The organism is Marinobacter sp., assembly GCF_041595835.1.
In the GTDB taxonomy this organism is placed as follows: Bacteria; Pseudomonadota; Gammaproteobacteria; order Pseudomonadales; family Oleiphilaceae; genus Marinobacter.
Map to the genome: position 1 here is coordinate 45,086 of NZ_JBFHJO010000010.1, position 16,482 is coordinate 61,567.

General features: G+C 51.8%; 11 protein-coding genes. 10 read left to right on the plus strand and 1 reads right to left on the minus strand.

Translation table 11 applies throughout. From position 1 onward, the window contains the following. The first annotated feature begins 7 nt into the window (after positions 1-7). From ABYA77_RS05770 to ABYA77_RS05810, 9 genes are all read left to right on the plus strand, one after another. A complete protein-coding gene (locus tag ABYA77_RS05770) occupies positions 8-1,411 on the plus strand; it encodes an ATP-binding protein (RefSeq protein WP_372965000.1) in 1,404 nt (467 codons plus the stop codon). An 86-nt stretch (positions 1,412-1,497) separates the two neighbouring features. Continuing rightward, positions 1,498-2,709: an efflux RND transporter periplasmic adaptor subunit gene (locus ABYA77_RS05775; protein WP_372965001.1), complete on the plus strand. Its 1,212-nt coding sequence runs from the start codon at positions 1,498-1,500 to the stop codon at positions 2,707-2,709. A 3-nt stretch (positions 2,710-2,712) separates the two neighbouring features. Beyond that, positions 2,713-4,674 (plus strand): MacB family efflux pump subunit, encoded by a 1,962-nt coding sequence (locus ABYA77_RS05780; RefSeq protein ID WP_372965002.1) that lies wholly within the window; start codon positions 2,713-2,715, stop codon positions 4,672-4,674. 12 nt (positions 4,675-4,686) lie between these two features. Continuing rightward, positions 4,687-6,114 (plus strand): TolC family protein, encoded by a 1,428-nt coding sequence (locus tag ABYA77_RS05785; RefSeq protein ID WP_372965003.1) that lies wholly within the window; start codon positions 4,687-4,689, stop codon positions 6,112-6,114. Between the two features lie 84 nt (positions 6,115-6,198). Next, a complete protein-coding gene (locus tag ABYA77_RS05790; RefSeq protein WP_372965004.1) occupies positions 6,199-7,665 on the plus strand; it encodes an aldehyde dehydrogenase family protein in 1,467 nt (488 codons plus the stop codon). A 29-nt stretch (positions 7,666-7,694) separates the two neighbouring features. Then, a complete protein-coding gene (locus tag ABYA77_RS05795; RefSeq protein WP_372965005.1) occupies positions 7,695-8,783 on the plus strand; it encodes an NAD(P)-dependent alcohol dehydrogenase in 1,089 nt (362 codons plus the stop codon). A 59-nt stretch (positions 8,784-8,842) separates the two neighbouring features. Continuing rightward, positions 8,843-9,970, plus strand: a complete 1,128-nt coding sequence (locus tag ABYA77_RS05800) for an S-(hydroxymethyl)glutathione dehydrogenase/class III alcohol dehydrogenase (RefSeq protein WP_372965006.1) — start codon at positions 8,843-8,845, stop codon at positions 9,968-9,970. Between the two features lie 53 nt (positions 9,971-10,023). Continuing rightward, complete coding sequence (gene fghA, locus ABYA77_RS05805; protein WP_372965007.1) at positions 10,024-10,863, plus strand: S-formylglutathione hydrolase; 840 nt, start codon at positions 10,024-10,026, stop codon at positions 10,861-10,863. A 152-nt stretch (positions 10,864-11,015) separates the two neighbouring features. Further along, complete coding sequence (locus tag ABYA77_RS05810; protein WP_372965008.1) at positions 11,016-13,208, plus strand: TonB-dependent receptor domain-containing protein; 2,193 nt, start codon at positions 11,016-11,018, stop codon at positions 13,206-13,208. A gap of 84 nt (positions 13,209-13,292) precedes the next feature. Here the strand turns inward: ABYA77_RS05810 and ABYA77_RS05815 are convergent, their stop codons facing one another. Beyond that, positions 13,293-15,113 carry an acyl-CoA dehydrogenase C-terminal domain-containing protein gene (locus tag ABYA77_RS05815; protein ID WP_372965009.1) on the minus strand — a complete coding sequence of 607 codons (1,821 nt, stop codon included), beginning with the start codon at positions 15,111-15,113 and terminating at the stop codon, positions 13,293-13,295. Between the two features lie 277 nt (positions 15,114-15,390). Between ABYA77_RS05815 and ABYA77_RS05820 the strand changes: the two genes are divergently transcribed. Continuing rightward, entirely contained in the window at positions 15,391-16,482 is a 1,092-nt protein-coding gene (locus tag ABYA77_RS05820) for an efflux RND transporter periplasmic adaptor subunit (RefSeq protein ID WP_372965010.1), read from the plus strand.

The following is a 16,482-nucleotide window of genomic DNA, read 5'->3' on the forward strand; positions in this document are numbered from 1 at the left end:
TTATTGCATGCATTTCCGTATCCGTATTTTTGCGATCTCCATCCTGACTGTGATTGCGGTGCTTGCGACTGTGATCTCTCTGAGCTGGTCACGCATTATGCAGGTGGAGCTGGATCATCTGGATGCGCGCCTGTGTATGGAAGCAAGGCGTATTATTCCTCGTTTTGATAGCAATGGTGTTCTTCGTAATCGAGCGATACCCGACGATACCGGCTTGGCAGCGGGTCCGATGATTGCGGACCTGGTTGATAAACTAAGAGTCGATTCACCCCGACAACTGATGTTACTGATCGAATCCCGTGACAACGATCTGCTGATCAAGTCAGCAGAGACTGATGTCAATAGGCTGATAAGTACGTTGAACTGGGTAAATGCAGATCATGCCGATGGTCTGTGTCAGGTTGCTTCGTTTGAGTATCAGCAAAGCCAATGGCGAGCCGGTTTCATGCATATTGCAGACAGAAAGAGCTTTATCGCTGTCGATGTTGCAGCTACTGCAAAGGAGTTGGAAAAAACTCTGCAAGAAGCGCTGATTGTGGTTATCCCGATCTCGTTGCTGCTCAGTATCTTGGGTTCATGGCTGATTGCCAGTCATACCATCCGACCGATAAATCGTCTGCACCAGTCGATGAATCTGGTGACACAAAAAGACCTTAGTCATCGCTTACCCGGGCATAATGAAGACAAAGAATTCCAGATGCTGATTGAAGCCTACAACACCATGCTGGCTCGTCTGGAAGATAGTTTTCAGCAAATTTCCCGCTTTACCGCCGATGCGGCCCATGAGCTGAAAACACCGCTGACAGTGTTAAGAGGCAAGCTGGAGCAAGCGGTGTTGTCTGAAGATACTTCACAGCTGGATCTGAACGCTATCCTTGATGAAGTGGGGCACCTTTCGGCGATCACCCGTAAATTGTTACTGCTGTCACAAGCTGACGCCCGTTCCATGGCGTTGCATCTGGAGCCGGTCAATATCACTGAGTTAATGGACGAACTGATAGCCGATATGGAATTGTTGTCGGAAGACCTGGTGATTCATCGTTCCATTGAGCGAAATCTGATCACTAAAGCTGACAGGGTATTACTGAGACAGCTTCTGAATAATCTGTTGGCGAACGTGATTCGGTATAGCCTTCCCGAGAAGGGCGTAACGATTGAAGCCTGCGAGCAAGAATCTGCCATTGAAGTACGGATCAGCAACTATTGTCACCCAATGTCTGAGAACGTCAGAAACCAGTTGTTCGACCGATTTTATCGTGGCGAGCCCGAGCATACACAAGGTATCTCTGGCAGTGGGCTGGGTCTGAGTTTATCCCGGGAAATCGCCCGTGCACACGGAGGCGATCTGACCCTGGAACAGAGTTCGCAAGATATTGTTTTTATAAAACTATTTATTCCAATCGTTAAATGACAACATTGTCACTCATCCTGAAGGCCTGATCGATAGGATTAAGGTGACTCATTAATAGTTACCTTAATCGCTATGGATCTTGGGCTATGAATCTGAAAAAGCTTTTCCCCTTTGTCATTTTGTTGTTTGTCGTAGCGGGTATTGGCTACAAATACTCCATGGCACGGCAAGTTAAGCCCGTATTCATCACAGACTTTGTTAAGCGTGGCAACATTGAAAATGTGGTGCTGACAAACGGTGTGCTCTATCCATCGAAATTGGTCAGTGTGGGCGCTCAGGTTTCGGGCATGATCGAAAAAATGGCGGTTGAAGTTGGTGAATACGTCAAGAAGGGTGACTTGATTGCCCAGATAGACAACCTTGCGCAACAAAATGCGCTTAAAGAAGCCGAAGCATCGCTTAAAAGTATTAATGCTCAATACATGGCAAAGCAGGCTCAGATCAAAGCTGCTCAGGCAGAATTTACCCGTAAGAAAAACATGCTGCGGGAAGGCGCTACTTCGCAGGCGGAATACGACACGGCTGAGTCCATGTTGGCGGTTTACCGCGCCGAACTGGATCAGCTCAGCGCTGAGAAAGAAAAAGCCATCATCAGTGTGGATAACGCCAAACTCGACCTGGGTTACACCACCATTTCGTCACCAACAGATGGCACTGTCATTTACGTCTCAGTTGAAGAAGGTCAGACGGTAAATAACAACCAGGGAACGCCCAGTATTGTTGAGTTGGCGCAATTGGATGTAATGACGGTAAAGGCTCAGGTGTCTGAAGCGGACATCATCAACGTGCGGGCCGGGCAGGAAGTGTATTTCACGATTCTGGGTGAAAGCAGAAAGAAATACCGGGGCGTTTTACGGGCCATTGAACCTGGTCCGACCTTACTTACAGGCGACGACAGCACCCTGCAAATTGGTGATGATGAGGCCATTTATTTTAACGCCTTGTTCGATGTGGATAACCCTGAAAACCTGTTGCGCTTCGGGATGACCGCTCAGGTATCCATCATTCTGGAAAATGCCGAAGCCGCTTTACTTGTGCCCTCCCAGGTACTGATCAAAATCCCTGGTACAGAATCTTCCTATCAGGTTCTGGTTAAACATAACGACCAAACGGAATACCGCGATGTCAAAGTAGGCATCAATAACAAAATTTATGCACAGATTTTGTCCGGTCTGGACGAAGGTGATGAGATTGTTATAGGCCAGTCTTCCGGTGATAACGAAGCGGCTTCCGTAATACCCATGGGTGGCCGGCCGGGGCGCGGTGGCCCCAATATTAGTACGGGCATGAGGCTATAAACCATGGCTGATGCTCTGTTAAATGTGGTGGGTGTAAGTCGTACGTTTTCCAACGGTGAGAACGAACTTACGGTTCTGAAAAATATCAATTTGCAGGTTCAGCGTGGCGAAATGATCGCCATTATCGGGGCTTCCGGCTCGGGTAAATCTGCGTTTATGAATATCCTGGGTTGTCTGGATAAGCCCAGCAAAGGCAGATATTTCATCAATGGTCAGGATACCTCGACCATGAACGATGATGAACTGGCGGCCCTTCGGCGAGAGTATTTTGGCTTTATTTTTCAGCGTTATCATTTGCTGAGTGATCTGACCGCACTTAGAAACGCCGAAATTCCGGCTATGTATGCCAATGAGGGGCCTCATTCCCGGGAGGAAAAGGCGAGAAATCTGCTGGCTCGCCTTGGTTTGAGTCATCGTTTGGATCATAAACCCAACCAGCTCAGTGGTGGCCAGCAGCAGCGTGTCAGTGTGGCCCGCGCCCTGATCAACGGTGGTGAGGTTATTCTGGCGGATGAACCAACCGGAGCGCTGGACAGCAAAAGCGGCGCGGAAATGATGAAACTCCTGCGGGAGTTACATGACGACGGCCACACCATTGTTCTGGTAACCCACGACCCGAAGATTGCCGAATTTGCCGACCGGGTTATTGAAATTAAAGACGGCGAGATTATCAGCGATGAACGAAACGCCAGTGCAAAGGAAGGCCGGCGGCTGGTTCCGGTGCGCAACGAACCGGAAAAGAAACCCGTTAAAGCATCGCCAGGTCTGAATTGGTCCCGTTATATCGAAGCATTCAAAATGGCGCTGATCGCCATGTCCAATAATCGTTTGCGTACGTTTTTGACTATGCTGGGAATCATTATTGGTATTGCGTCGGTAGTCTCCGTTGTGGCATTGGGGGCTGGGTCGCAGCAATCGATTCTGGATGAAATTTCGTCAATGGGCACTAACACCATTGAGATAAAACCCGGAACCGGGCGCGGCGATCGCCGTTCCGGGCGAGTGCGCACGCTGACAGCGGATGATGCCAATACTCTTAAAACCCTGCCATTTGTAGACAGTGTTACGCCTACGGTCAGAGCAAATGTCGCTATCCGTTATTCCAGCGAAACGGTGACCGGTTCGGTTCAGGGGGTGGGCCCCGAGTACTTCCGGGTGCGTGGATACACCCTGGCGCGGGGACAATATTTTGATGAAGACAGTATTGAAGAGCTTGAACAGGTTGCGGTGATTGATGCCAACACGGAAGAGGAATTGTTCTCTGACGGTCAGGCTCTTGGCAGTGTGATCTTTCTCGGACGCCTTCCTGTGCGAGTGATTGGCGTGACCGACCCCATTGAAAGCGTGACTGATAACAGCGAAGAGCTGAACATCTGGTTACCGTACACCACCGTTTCCGGGCGTATATTCCGGCAAAACTACGTCAGTGATATCACTGTGCGGGTTGATGAAAATGTATCCAGTGAAGTGGCCGAGCAAGGCATCATCAGTTTGTTGACCATGCGTCATGGCGTTGTGGATTTTTTTACCATCAACACCGACACGGTGCGCAAAAGTATCGAGAAAACCTCTGAGACCATGACCCTGCTGATTTCCGCCATAGCCTTTATTTCATTGCTCGTGGGTGGGATTGGGGTAATGAACATTATGCTGGTATCGGTAACGGAGCGAACCCGGGAGATCGGTATACGCATAGCTGTGGGGGCCAGGCAGACGGACATCATGCGCCAGTTTTTGATTGAAGCCGTACTGGTATGTTTCTGCGGTGGCCTGCTGGGAATAGGGCTCGCGTTTCTGGTGGGCGTGATCATCACCTACACCGGCAGTGATTTCCAGATGATCTACTCAACGACCTCAATCATTGCTGCGTTCGCCTGTTCAACCTTGATTGGCATTATCTTCGGGTATTTTCCTGCCCGGAATGCTGCACGACTTAATCCTATTGATGCACTCGCCAGAGACTAGGGGGGAGGCTAAATGAATATGATGATAAAGCTGTCGACTACGATATTGTGTGTTGTTTCACTGTTGGGTTGCAGCACCATGCGCAGTGATTATCAGCAGCCGGAGTTGAATGTTCCCGAAAGCTGGTCTCAGGTGTCCTTGCAGAAGGAGACTGCCAAAGCAGACGATCAGAGCCGCACCAGCATTCCCCTTGAACAACCTGAAAAATGGTGGACCCTGTTCGGGGACCCAGAACTCAACAACCTGATCGACAAGGTGCTGGCTTCTAACAGCAATCTGGAAAAGGCCACACTGACCCTTAGAAAAGCACTCCTGGAAGCGGGGGTCAGTGAAAACAATAAAGTTCCCAGGCTGAGTTTTTCACAGGACTCTTCCTACGAATACGATATTGATGCTGATTCATCGGAGACTCGCTACGGAGCGAGGTTGTCCCTGAGTTATGAACTGGACCTGTGGCACCGCGTTGATGCCTTGGCGGATGCCAGTGAGTTGGCAGCCCGGGCCAGCTATGAAGACAGAGAGTACCTGGCTCAGGATCTGGTGGTAACCACGGCCATGCTCTACTGGAAAGTGGGACACCTCAACCAGAGGCTGGCTCTGGTCAAAGATAATTTAGCGGACAGCGACCGTATTGCCGGGCTGGCCCGGCTAAAGTATGAAAACGGAGAAACCACACAGTTAGAGGTGATTGAATCAGAGCAGGCTCGGTTTAATCAGCAGGTGCAACTGAGCCAGTTACAGCAGGAGCTGTCAGAAGCCCGAAATTCGATTTCGATACTGTTGAACCAGCCTCTGCAAGCGACGGGGGTCACCGTTGAGCAGCTGCCGCAACAGACCATGCCGGATATTGCAGCGGGGCTACCGGCTGACCTTCTGTTACGCCGACCCGATGTCAAAGCCAGCCTGTATAAACTGCAATCCGCGCTTGCCTCGAAAGATGCGGTAGATGCGAGCTATTTGCCGACCATCACGCTGACCGGGGCACTTAACACATCTTCATCAAACCTGCTGGAGTTGCTGCAAAACCCCGTTGCTCAATTGGGAAGCGGTATCGTTCTGCCATTTCTTCAGTGGCGTGAGATGAAGCTGAACAAAGGTATTTCTGAAATCGATTATCAGCTGGCCGTTGTGGATTACCGGGATATCCTTTATCTGGCATTTGAAGAGGTCGATAACCTGCTGACCGCGAAAAAGCACTACGCCTATCAGTATAGTGTTTACGAACAACAGTATGACAATGCTAAAGAAATAGAGCGTATCTACGAGAGCAAATACAATCAGGGTGAAAGCGATATTATTGACTGGCTCAATGCCATGGAGTCCCGGCGCAACGTTGAGTCTTCATTGCTGGAGAGCCGGTATAACCAGTTTGTGGTTCAGGCACAGCTTTATCAGTCTCTGGGGGGTGGCGATGCACTCGGCAAAGAGATCATTCCGTAGTAGATACCACTAGCTAAGCCACAAGATTCCGAGAAGGGGATACACTGATATCACACGTTCGGAATACACAGTGGGGTTGAGCTTATGTCTGATGACTATCGTGATTTACATCTACAACTTCTGGAAGGCGAGTGGCGGGAAGGAAGCGGGGATGAATCCCGCTCAGTCATAAACCCCTATTCGGGCGAAACCATACTTGCTATCCGGTCTGCGACCTCTGCTGACCTGGATGCTACCTACCGAAAGGCTGCCCAGGCTCAGGAAGCCTGGGCTAACACCCCGCCAGCTGAACGTTCTGCATTGATGCACCGGGTAGTATCCATTTTTGATCAACGTAAAGACGAAATTATCGACTGGCTCATCCGGGAGTCTGGTAGTACACGCCTGAAAGCTAATATCGAATGGGGCAGTGCCCGGGCGATTACTCTGGAAGCCGCGAGTATGCCTGCCAGAGCCCATGGTGCCACCATGAGCAGTGATATTCCCGGAAAAGAAAACCTGGTTTATCGCAAGCCGCTGGGAGTGGTTGGCGTGATCAGCCCCTGGAATTTCCCGCTGCACCTTTCGCAGCGCTCTGTCGCACCAGCCATTGCCTTGGGGAATGCCGTGGTGATTAAACCGGCGAGTGATACGCCGGTGACTGGCGGTTTGTTACTGGGCCGTATCTTTGAGGAGGCCGGTTTACCCGCAGGCGTGCTGAGTGTGGTGATTGGCCCGGGGTCTGCTATTGGTGATGACTTCGTAGCGCACCCTGTTCCTTCCCTGATTTCTTTTACCGGTTCCACGCCTGTTGGTAAGAACCTCGCCAAGATTGCCACCGGTGGTCGTTACCTGAAAAGGGTTGCTCTGGAACTGGGCGGCAATAGCCCGTTTGTCGTGCTTGATGATGCGGATGTGGAGCAGGCGGTGAAAGCTGCGGTGTTCGGCAAGTTTCTGCATCAGGGCCAGATTTGTATGGCCATCAACCGGATTATTGTTGATGCGACGATTTACGACCGCTTTGTGGATAACTTTATTGCCCACGTCCGCACGCTGAATGTCGGTGACCCAGCCCTGATGGAAACCGCTATTGGCCCTATCATCAACAAATCTCAGCTTGAGGGCCTGAAGAACAAGATTGCCAAGGCCAAAGAGCAGGGTGCTACCGTACTTCTCGATGGTGAAATTAACGGGCAAATGGTGTCGCCCCACATCTTTGGTGATGTAACCCCTGATATGGACATCAGTCGTGAGGAAATCTTTGGGCCATTGGTGGGTATACAGAAAGCCCGGAATGAAGAACACGCCCTGGAACTGGCCAATGCCACGGATTTTGGGCTCTCCAGCGCGGTTTTCTCTGGCGACCTGAGCCGGGGCCAGAGGTTTGCAAGCAAGATCAAGGCGGGCATGACACACGTAAACGATATGTCGGTGAACGATGAAGCCCATATGCCGTTTGGTGGCGAGAAAAACTCAGGGCTCGGCCGTTTTAATGGGGATTGGGCCATCGAAGAATATTCCACCGTGCAATGGGTGAGTGTGCAACGTACTCCCAGACACTATCCGTTCTGAATACGCTCAAGAATTGAAGAGGTCATATTATGGATATCAAAGCAGCGGTAACTCATAGCAAGGGCGAAGCCTTCAAGCTGGAGCCTGTTCAGCTTTCAGAACCTGACTTTGATGAAGTCAGAGTTCGCGTTGTTGCCACCGGAGTTTGTCACACAGATGTGGTAGCGCGGGATCTGGGCATTGCACCATACCCGATAGTTCTCGGTCACGAAGGTTCGGGCGTAGTGGATGCTGTGGGTAAGGGTGTCTCTGATCTGCAGCCGGGTGATCATGTGGTGTTGTCATTTGCCCATTGCGGTAATTGCGGGCATTGCCTGACCGGCCATCCAACGGTTTGCGATACCTTCAATGATCTTAACTTTGGCGGTGCCATGGATGATGGCAGCCACCGGCTGGCCCAAGGCGAAACTGAATTAGGAACGTTTTTTGGTCAATCCTCCTTTGCCACCTACGCCATCACCAAATCGAGAAATGCGGTGAAAGTGGATCCGGAGGTTGATCTGGCCCTGCTGGGCCCGTTGGGGTGTGGTATTCAGACAGGGGCTGGCACGGTACTTAATCGCCTCAAACCGGAGTTTGGTTCCAGTATTGTCATCTACGGTGCGGGTGCAGTCGGGCTCAGTGCAGTTATGGCCGCCAGAATTGTCGGGTGTGAGCACATCATAGCCGTTGATGTGCATGACAGTCGCCTTGCATTGGCTAAAGAACTGGGCGCGACTCATGTCTTCAACGGTAAAAATGTGGATGTAGTAGCGGAAGTTAAAACGCTCACGGGTGGCGGCAGTCATTATGCGGTTGAAACCACCGGGGTTCCGCCTGTTGTTAAGCAATCATTGAACGCCTTGCGGCCTTTGGGCACAGTTGCGATTGTAGGCATTACGCCGGAGATGAGTCTGGATATTCACAATGACCTGATGGCTGAAGGCAAGAGCATGATCGGTGTTATTGAAGGGGATTCTATCCCCAGGGTATTTATTCCCCAGTTGATTGCTTACTTCAAAGCGGGTCAGTTCCCATTCGATAAACTGGTTAAATTCTATGAATTTGAACAGATTAATCAGGCCTTTGAAGATTCTGCCAGCGGCATTACCATCAAACCTATTCTGAAAATCGGTTGATGACAACGAACAGAGGCTGGCGGCAGCCTCTTGAGTCATCACAACAACTGGAGAGCGTTATGACCCAGACTATTAAATCCAAAGCAGCCATTGCCTGGGGCCCGAAGCAACCGCTGACCATTGAGGAAGTGGACGTGATGCCTCCACAGGCCGGTGAAGTGCGAATCCGCGTTGTCGCCAGCGGTGTTTGCCATACCGATGCATTTACCCTGTCCGGGGAAGATCCCGAAGGTATCTTCCCGGCGATTCTGGGTCATGAAGGCGGCGGCATTGTGGAGTCCGTCGGCGAGGGGGTTACCAGCGTGCAGGTGGGCGACCACGTGATTCCGCTGTATACCCCGGAGTGTGGTGAATGCAAATTCTGCACCTCCGGAAAAACCAACCTGTGCCAGAAAATTCGCGAAACCCAGGGCAAAGGGCTGATGCCGGATGGCACCACTCGTTTCTCCCTGAACGGTGAGCCTATTTTCCACTACATGGGGTGTTCAACTTTCTCTGAATACACCGTGCTGCCGGAAATTGCACTGGCGAAGGTGAACAAAGCAGCGCCGCTGGAAGAAGTGTGTTTGCTCGGTTGTGGCGTAACCACTGGCATGGGTGCGGTGATGAACACCGCCAAGGTAGAAGAGGGCGCTACGGTAGCCATTTTCGGTATGGGTGGTATTGGCCTGTCGGCAGTTATTGGGGCCTCCATGGCCAAGGCCAGCCGCATCATTGCGATCGACATCAATGAAAGCAAGTTCGAATTGGCCCGCAAGCTGGGAGCTACCGATTGCATCAACCCGAAGGATTACGACAAACCTATTCAGGAAGTGATTGTTGATCTGACTGATGGTGGTGTGGACTACTCCTTCGAGTGCATCGGTAACGTGGATGTGATGCGTTCAGCTTTGGAGTGCTGCCACAAAGGCTGGGGTGAATCTGTGATCATCGGTGTTGCCGGGGCTGGTCAGGAAATATCAACGCGCCCATTCCAGTTGGTAACGGGCCGGGTCTGGAGAGGTACAGCCTTTGGTGGTGTGAAGGGGCGCTCTGAACTGCCGGGTATTGTTGAGCGTTACATGCAGGGTGAATTCAAACTGGATGATTTCATCACTCACACCATGGGCCTGGAAGAGATCAACGATGCCTTTGATCTGATGCACGAAGGCAAGAGCATTCGCTCCGTTATCCACTTCGACAAGTAATGGAATAGGTCGCCTGTACCATGTACCGGCGACCATTCGATTGAGAGGTTTCCATGACGATTGAAAACCTGAGCTGTAATAAGAGCTTCGGTGGTTGGCACAAGCAGTACAGCCACTATTCCGAAACGCTGAATTGCACTATGCGTTTTGCGGTTTATCTGCCGCCGCTGGCATCCAGTAGCAACAAAGTGCCTGCTTTGTATTGGCTCTCTGGTTTGACGTGTACGGATGAAAATTTCATGCAAAAGGCCGGTGCCCATCGTATGGCTGCTGAGTTGGGTATGGCTATTATTGCCCCGGACACCAGCCCACGTGGTGATGACGTGGCGGATGATGAAGGTTATGACTTAGGCAAGGGCGCAGGCTTTTATGTGAACGCGACCGAGGCTCCCTGGAACCGGCATTACCGGATGTACGATTATGTTCTGAACGAACTGCCCGCACTGATTGAATCCATATTCCCGGTCAGTGATCAGCGTTCAATTGCAGGGCATTCTATGGGTGGGCACGGCGCTTTGGTTCTGGCGTTGCGTAATCCGGAGCGGTATCGCTCGGTGTCGGCTTTCAGTCCGATCAGCAATCCGGTGAATTGTCCCTGGGGGAAGAAAGCCTTTGGTGCCTACTTGGGGGAAGAAACGTCTGGCTGGGCCGAGTATGACGCCAGTCTGTTGATGGGCAAGGCCCGTCAGTTTGTGCCGGCACTGGTGGACCAGGGAGAAGCCGATAATTTCCTGGCAGAGCAGCTCAAGCCGGAAGCTCTGGAGGCTGCGGCCCTGAAAAGTGGTTATCCGCTGGAAATGAACCGGCATGAAGGTTACGACCATAGTTATTACTTTATTGCCAGCTTCATTGAGCAGCACCTGCGCTTTCACGCCAACTATCTGTTTCGTTAAAGGTTTATCGCCCGCTGGCAGTCGCCGGCGGGCGTTTTCCCAATCTTTCCTGTCTGTGAATAACCAAAAAATAACAAAAGGGTTGTATTTAGTTAATACAAATCATTATCATTCGCTCTTTGTTTTGATTCTTAACATTCAAGGAGTGGCTCATGCAGTTCAGGTCTTCAATACTGGCGACATCGGTAGCGCTGTTATCTTCCGGCTATACCCTTCAGGTGGCAGCCCAACCAATGGAACTGGATGAGCTGGTGGTATCCGCTTCTGGTTTCGAGCAGAAAGTGACGGACGCTCCAGCCAGCATCAGTGTGCTGAACCAGCAAAACCTGCAACAGAGTCAGTTTTCTAACCTGGCGGAAGCTTTGGATACTATAGAAGGCGTGGATATACGCCAGAACACGGGTAAGACCGGCGGACTGAGCATCAGTATCCGTGGCCTGCCGAGTGAATATACTCTGATCCTGATTGACGGCCGGCGCCAGAATCCTCCGGGAGATGTCACGCCGAATGGTTTTGGTGATACCTCGACCAGTTTCATGCCACCACTGTCGGCCATTGAGCGTATCGAAGTCATTCGGGGCCCCATGTCTACGCTTTATGGTTCTGATGCAATTGGCGGCGTGGTTAATATCATCACTAAGAAAGTGTCCGATGAATGGGTTGGCTCAGTGACCCTGGAACACACCTTTCAGGAAAACAGAGATTTTGGAGATAACGGGAAAGCCAGTTTCTATACCAGCGGCCCGTTGATTGAAAATGTCCTTGGCCTGAGTGTTCGAGGCAGCGTATTCGACCGTGAAGCGGCGGATCTTGATTTTGAAGACGGGTCTGAAGCACCGAAGCGGGGTGTTGCACCGGTTGATGGCCGAAACCATACCGTGGGTGCGCGGCTGACGTTCGTGCCGGCACAAGGACACGAATTCTATCTGGATGCAGAGCAGGGTAAGCAGGTTTATAACAATGATGCCTGCCAACTGGGTACTCTGGATGGTAAAGACCGTAGCTGTGAAGATGATCCAGGCCTGGCCAATGGTTATGCCGACGAATTGCGTTTCAACCGGGAACAGGTAGTACTGGGCCACTCCAGTGAACTCGGTTTTGGTACCTGGAGCAATGATCTGAGCTATAACGTTACCGAAACCGAAGGTCGTACTCTGCCCGGCACGATCGGCTCGGCTTATGATGCGCCCTATCAGGCTTTGGTTGGTGGAGATGACCGGGAGCTGGAATCTAAAGATACAATCTTCGACACCAAATTGGTTACACCCGTTACGGATAACCATATTGTGACTCTGGGAGCTCAGTACCGGGATACCGAACTGACCGACGGCATTGCCGACACCACCTTTGAACAAAACTCCTGGGCCATTTTTGCAGAAGATGAGTGGTATCTGAGAGACGATCTGGCGTTAACGCTGGGTGGCCGTTATGAAGATCACGATGCCTTCTCCGGTCACTTTACGCCCCGGGCTTACCTGGTGTGGAATTCCAGTGCCAACTGGACGCTGAAAGGTGGTGTGAGTAAAGGCTATAAAACCCCAGATATCAATGACCTGCACGACGGTATAAATGGCGTTACCGGGCAGGGCACCATTATGACAATCGGTACGCCAGATCTGGAGCCGGAAAAAAGCACCAACTACGAGGTGGGTGCTTACTTTGATAACCTGAATGGTTTCAAAGCCAATGCAACCGTCTTTTATACCCGTTTCAGTGACAAAATTGATGATGGAACGCCCATCACTATCACAGGTGATTCTCTGATCCCGGATGGTATTTACGATCAGCTGGATAACATCGGCAAGGCGGAAACCCGAGGGGTTGAACTGGCGTCTAACTGGACATTTGCGCCGGACTGGAGCCTGCGGAGCAGTTACACCTATACTGATACCGAACAGAAAAGTGGTGAAAACAAAGGTGCGCCACTGACCAATACCCCGGAACATGTACTGCAGGCACGCCTGAATTGGCAGGCTACGTCCCAACTGGATCTGTGGCTATCGGGTGAATACCGTGGTGAACGGACCCGTTATGTTACCCTTCAGGAAAACCTGACAGCTGAAGAAGCCGCGGTTTATCAGCAACTCGGTGATCTGAGTGACTATGCGCTGTTCCACTTGGGTGGCTCTTATCAGGCCAGTGAAAATGTGAAGCTTACAGCTACTATCTACAACCTGTTTGATAAAGACTTCCTGAAAGGCGGTCAATACAGCTACGTAGATGATGGTGGTAATGAGGTTACCGACTGGGCTTCTGAATACATCTATGTGAACCGCGGCATGGCCGCTGGTGGAGCCGTTGAAGAGGGGCGTCGCCTGTGGCTGTCTGCCACTGTAGACTTCTGATTTAACGGTAACTGGCCTGAGGTGAAGACATCAGGATAAAAAAGTCCCGGGTAGATGCCTACCCGGGACAAAGTCTACCGGGAATTACCCGGTAAAGGCCAGATTGTCGGCGTTTATCTGCATCAGGTTTCGTGTTGGGCTCAGCATGCTGGTGGCATGGGTTTGCGCCCGGGGCAGCAGGCGTTCGTAATAGAACTCCGCTGTGTTGAGTTTAGTCTGATAGAAGGCTTCGGATTCACTGCCTCCATTTTCCAGTTTGTCAGCAGCTACAGCCGATTGGCGTAGCCACATATACGCCATAGACACATACCCGCTATACATCAGGAAGTCGTAGGCGGCTGCACTGACCACATCCCGGTCTTTGCGGGCAGCCAACATCACTCGCACGGTTAACATGTTCCATTGGGCCGTCAGCTTCAGCAGCTCAATGGCCATAGGGCGAAGCTTTTTGTTGGTCAGGTGTTTGCGGGCAAAGTTCGCAACCTTCAGAGTGAACTCACGTACTGCGCCACCCTGAGTTGTTAACAGGACCTTACGGCCTAAAAGGTCCAGCGCCTGAATACCAGTGGTGCCTTCATACAGGGTAGCAATCCGGGTATCACGAACAATCTGTTCCATGCCGTGTTCACGGATGTAACCGTGGCCACCAAACACCTGTACGCCCAGGTTTGCGGCTTCATTGCCCAGTTCGGTCAGGAAGCCTTTCAGAATCGGTGTCAGAAAGCCCAGCTTGTCGTCGTACTTTTCCACCTTTTCCGTATCGTTAGCCGTGTGCGCTTCCACCATGTGATCAGCCAGTTTGGCGGCGTAAAACAGCATGGCCCGGCCGCCTTCTGCAATGGCTTTCTGGGTCAGTAGCATGCGGCGTACATCGGCGTGGTGAATCAGGCTGTCAGCCACCTGTTCAGGTTCTTTTTTACCAGACAGAGCGCGCATGGAACGGCGTTCTTTGGCGTATTCCAAGGCCCACTGATAAGACAATTCTGCCGGGCCAACACCTTGAATCGCGGTACCGATTCGTGCGGTGTTCATAAAGGTGAACATGCACTCAAGACCTTCGTTTTCCGGGCCAATCAGGTAACCGGTGGCATCATCGAAGTTCATTACGCAGGTGGCGGAAGCCTTAATGCCCATTTTCTTTTCCAGGCTGCCGCAGCTCACGCCATTGCGTTCGCCCACACCACCGTCTTCTGTTGGCAGAAATTTGGGTACGATAAACAGACTGATGCCACGAGTGCCGCTGGGGGCGCCTGGAAGCCGGGCAAGAACGATGTGGATAATGTTGTCTGTCAGATCGTGCTCACCGGACGAAATAAAAATTTTGGTACCAGTGATTTTGTAGGTGCCATCCGGTTGAGGTTCTGCTTTGGTTTTTACCTGGCCCAGATCCGTGCCGCACTGAGGCTCCGTCAGGCACATAGTGCCGCCCCAGCGTCCTTCTGTCAGCGGGATCAGGAAGGTTTGCTTTTGTTCCTCGCTGCCGTGCACGAAAATGGTGTTCATCGCTCCAAGGGAGAGGCCGGGATACATCGCGAATGGCCAGTTGGCTGTGCCCATCATTTCTTGCTTGAACAACCCCATAGAGGCAGGTAAGCCCTGGCCACCAAATTCTTCGGGTGCAGACAGGCCTTGCCAGCCGGCCATCACATACTGGTTGTAGGCATCTTTGAAGCCTTTTGGCGTGGTAACCTCTCCATCTTTCAGCTTGCAGCCTTCTTCATCACCACTTTGGTACAGAGGGCTGAGCACTTCTTCACTGAACCGTGCACATTCGTTCAGGATGGCTTCAACAATGTCTGGCGTAGCCTGTTCGCCAGAGGCCAGACTTTGGTAGTGGCGTGGGTAGTCAAACACATCATTCAGCAGAAACTTAATGTCCCGCAAGGGCGCTTTGTACACAGGCATAACCAATCCTTCCGATTGTAATGAGAGTCCATAGGGCCCGTAAGCCCGAGTGCATGCAGTTGTACGGCATTCCCCGCTGGCTGCCATTGACAGAAACCCCTTGGCGGGCTGTCAGATTGGACAACTGGCTGAAATGACGATGTCTGGAGTGTAAAAGTCATGCAAAATAGTCTTATTCAATAAAAGGTCAGTGGTTTAGGGTGGTTGAGTCTTATATTGTTAATGGTGGGGCGGGGTCTGACCCGCAAAGCAAATAACGCACAGGTTGTTGAAATTCATGTGGAAGCAGTGGCTGGTTGGGCTGGTAGTAATCGCAATGGTGGTGGTTGGAGCTGGTGTGTACTTGAACCAGGACCCTATTGTTGATGGGCAGAAGGCGCAACCTCAGCCGACGTCGGTCAACATCACCGTACCGGAATTGCGCCAGATCAGAGATCAGGTCTCTGCGGTTGCCAACCTGCGGGCGGTTGATTCTGTCGAGCTGATGACCGAAGTCAGTGGCCGGGTCGTTGACATCAATCTGGAGCCTGGCAGGCGGGTTCAGCAAGGTGATGTTCTGCTTCGTCTGGATGATCGGCTGGCGCGTGCCGATGTAGCCGTCTTGGACGCTCAGTTATCGGATGCCCGTCGTCAGTACGAAAGGGCCAAGAGTTTGCGGGCGAATAACAGCGTGTCCCAGTCTCAGGTTGATGAACTCCGAACCATGGTTGATGTTACGCTGGCTCAGCGTGAAGCGGCCAGAGTCCGGTTGGAAAAACACCATATTGAAGCGCCGTTTGCCGGTGTGGTTGGCCTGTCTGAAATCAGCATTGGCGCCTTTCTTGAGAGTGGAACCAGTATTACAACCCTGGACTCCACCGATCAGCTTGAACTGAATTTTTCGGTACCTGAGCGGTTTGTCGGGGAGGTACAGGTTGGTCAGCCGGTGCTGGCGACTTCACCGGCCTTTCCGGGCCGGGTTTTTGAAGGTCACCTGATGGAACTCGCCACCCGGATCAACGAGTTAAGCCGGACACTGGCGGTGCGGGCATTGATTGACAATACGGATGGCCTGTTGCGCCCGGGGCAATTCATGTCTGCTTCCCTGACGTTGCAGGAACGGGAAGGTTTGGTGGTGCCTGAGCAGGCTGTGATGGTCCGGGGCGATGAAAAATATGTGTTTGTAGCAGAAGACGGAATAGCACGCCGGGTGTCCGTTCAGATTGGAAATCGTATGCCCGGGCTGGTGGAAGTAACGGAAGGTTTGAATCTGGAGGATGCAGTTGTGGTTACCGGTCAGGACCGGTTGAGCTCGGGTAACCGAATCCGGGTGATTGAGTCGGATCGATCGATACCAGAAAACAGGTTCGCACCTGATCAGGAGTCCTGA

Coding starts and splice junctions, on each gene's coding strand:
- ABYA77_RS05770 (WP_372965000.1), top strand. CDS start 8: ATGCATTTCCGTATCCGTATTTTTGCGATCTCCATCCTGACTGTGATT.
- ABYA77_RS05775 (WP_372965001.1), top strand. CDS start 1,498: ATGAATCTGAAAAAGCTTTTCCCCTTTGTCATTTTGTTGTTTGTCGTA.
- ABYA77_RS05780 (WP_372965002.1), top strand. CDS start 2,713: ATGGCTGATGCTCTGTTAAATGTGGTGGGTGTAAGTCGTACGTTTTCC.
- ABYA77_RS05785 (WP_372965003.1), top strand. CDS start 4,687: ATGAATATGATGATAAAGCTGTCGACTACGATATTGTGTGTTGTTTCA.
- ABYA77_RS05790 (WP_372965004.1), top strand. CDS start 6,199: ATGTCTGATGACTATCGTGATTTACATCTACAACTTCTGGAAGGCGAG.
- ABYA77_RS05795 (WP_372965005.1), top strand. CDS start 7,695: ATGGATATCAAAGCAGCGGTAACTCATAGCAAGGGCGAAGCCTTCAAG.
- ABYA77_RS05800 (WP_372965006.1), top strand. CDS start 8,843: ATGACCCAGACTATTAAATCCAAAGCAGCCATTGCCTGGGGCCCGAAG.
- fghA (WP_372965007.1), top strand. CDS start 10,024: ATGACGATTGAAAACCTGAGCTGTAATAAGAGCTTCGGTGGTTGGCAC.
- ABYA77_RS05810 (WP_372965008.1), top strand. CDS start 11,016: ATGCAGTTCAGGTCTTCAATACTGGCGACATCGGTAGCGCTGTTATCT.
- ABYA77_RS05815 (WP_372965009.1), bottom strand. CDS start 15,113: ATGCCTGTGTACAAAGCGCCCTTGCGGGACATTAAGTTTCTGCTGAAT.
- ABYA77_RS05820 (WP_372965010.1), top strand. CDS start 15,391: ATGTGGAAGCAGTGGCTGGTTGGGCTGGTAGTAATCGCAATGGTGGTG.